This window comes from Komagataeibacter sp. SM21 (assembly GCF_041402665.1).
Taxonomy (GTDB): Bacteria; Pseudomonadota; Alphaproteobacteria; order Acetobacterales; family Acetobacteraceae; genus Komagataeibacter; species Komagataeibacter saccharivorans.
In genome coordinates, this window is sequence record NZ_JBGLOV010000080.1 from 1 (window position 1) to 1,010 (window position 1,010).

Sequence of the window (1,010 nt, forward strand, 5' to 3'; positions counted from 1 at the left end):
CGCTGAACCGGCAGAGCGCCGCATTTGCCCGTGAGGGGATCGATCTCGATACCTCGACGCTGGCCGACTGGGTGGGGGCCTGCACGGCGACGCTGGCGCCCCTTACCGCGCTGATCCGGGCACATGTGCTGGCAGCCCGGCGTCTGCATGCGGACGATACCACAGTGCCCGTGCTGGCCAGGGGGCGCACCGTGACCGGACGGTTGTGGAATTACGTGCGCGACGATGCCCCATTTGGCGGCCTCGCGCCCCCAGCCGTGTGGTTCCGCTACTCCCGAGACCGCAAGGGTGAACATCCGGCCGACCATCTCACCGGCTGGACCGGAATCCTGCAATCAGACGCCTATGGCGGATACACTCACCTGGCAAAGCCGGGACGTCAGCCCGCGCCTGTGGTCCCGGCCGGCTGCTGGGCGCATGGACGCCGGGGATTGTTCAAGATTGCTGAAAAGGACAAGGCGCCACTCGCCATAGAGGCCGTGCGCCGGATCGACGCCATATTCGACGCCGAACGCGCGATCAACGGCAGCTCCGCCGCACATCGGCTGGAGATCCGCAAGGAGAGCATCGCCCCGCTGGTCGAGGAGTTGCTCGACTGGATGCGCGATACCTGCCGGCGCATGTCGTCTAAAAACCCCATTGCCCAGGCAATGAACTATATTCTCAGACGGGTCGATACATTCACGAGATTCCTCACTGACGGCCGGATCTGTCTGACGAATAACGCGGCGGAACGCGCAATCCGGGGTATCGCACTGGGGAGAAAAGCCTGGCTGTTCGCCGGCTCCGATCGTGGCGGTGAAAGAGCCGCCGCCATGTATTCCCTCGTCGTCACCTGCCGCCTGAACGAGGTCGATCCTCAGGCATGGCTCGCCGATGTGCTCGCCCGCATCAACGACACTCCCAACCCACGCCTCCATGAACTCCTGCCCTGGCATTGGAAAACCATTGCTCAAGGCGAGAATAACGTCGCTGCCTGATCACGCCCGCGTCTCTCGCCGGATGGTTAC

1 protein-coding gene is annotated in these 1,010 nt (G+C 64.0%); it reads left to right on the forward strand.

Annotated features, from left to right (window positions below):
* On the forward strand, positions 1 to 980 hold a 980-nt coding region (gene tnpC, locus ACBR42_RS17135), incomplete at its 5' end, for an IS66 family transposase (RefSeq protein WP_371208844.1).
* Positions 981 to 1,010: the final 30 nt, after the last annotated feature.